This is a genomic window from Paenibacillus sp. EKM206P, assembly GCF_011066155.1.
Classification (GTDB): domain Bacteria; phylum Bacillota; class Bacilli; order Paenibacillales; family Paenibacillaceae; genus Paenibacillus; species Paenibacillus polymyxa_D.
Map to the genome: position 1 here is coordinate 1 of NZ_JAAMNQ010000085.1, position 356 is coordinate 356.

1 protein-coding gene is annotated in these 356 nt (G+C 54.2%); it reads left to right on the forward strand.

The window, feature by feature from the left end:
• Positions 1 to 356, forward strand: a 356-nt coding sequence (locus G9G53_RS25800) for a phosphopantetheine-binding protein (RefSeq protein ID WP_238796330.1), incomplete at both ends; no start/stop codon positions are given.

Below are 356 nucleotides of genomic sequence, written 5' to 3' on the forward strand. Positions count from 1 at the left end.
GGTGTGCCAACCGTCGGTATGTTGGACAATTTCTTTGATCTGGGTGGCGATTCGATCAAGGCGATTCAAATCGTATCCCGTGCGTTCCAGGTAGGCTACAAGCTGGACATGAAGGATTTGTTCCGCTATCCCATCGTCGCAACCCTGGCACCGCATATGCACGAGGTCAGTCGTATGGCAGATCAGGGAGAAGTAAGCGGAGAAACGGCATTGCTTCCGATCCAGCACGAGTTCTTTGCGCAGGAGCAAGTAGACGTGCATCACTTTAATCAGGCGGTGATGCTGCACCGGGAGCAGGGGTTTGACGAGTCGGCTCTGCGTCAGGCGCTTGGCAAGCTGACAAAGCATCATGATGC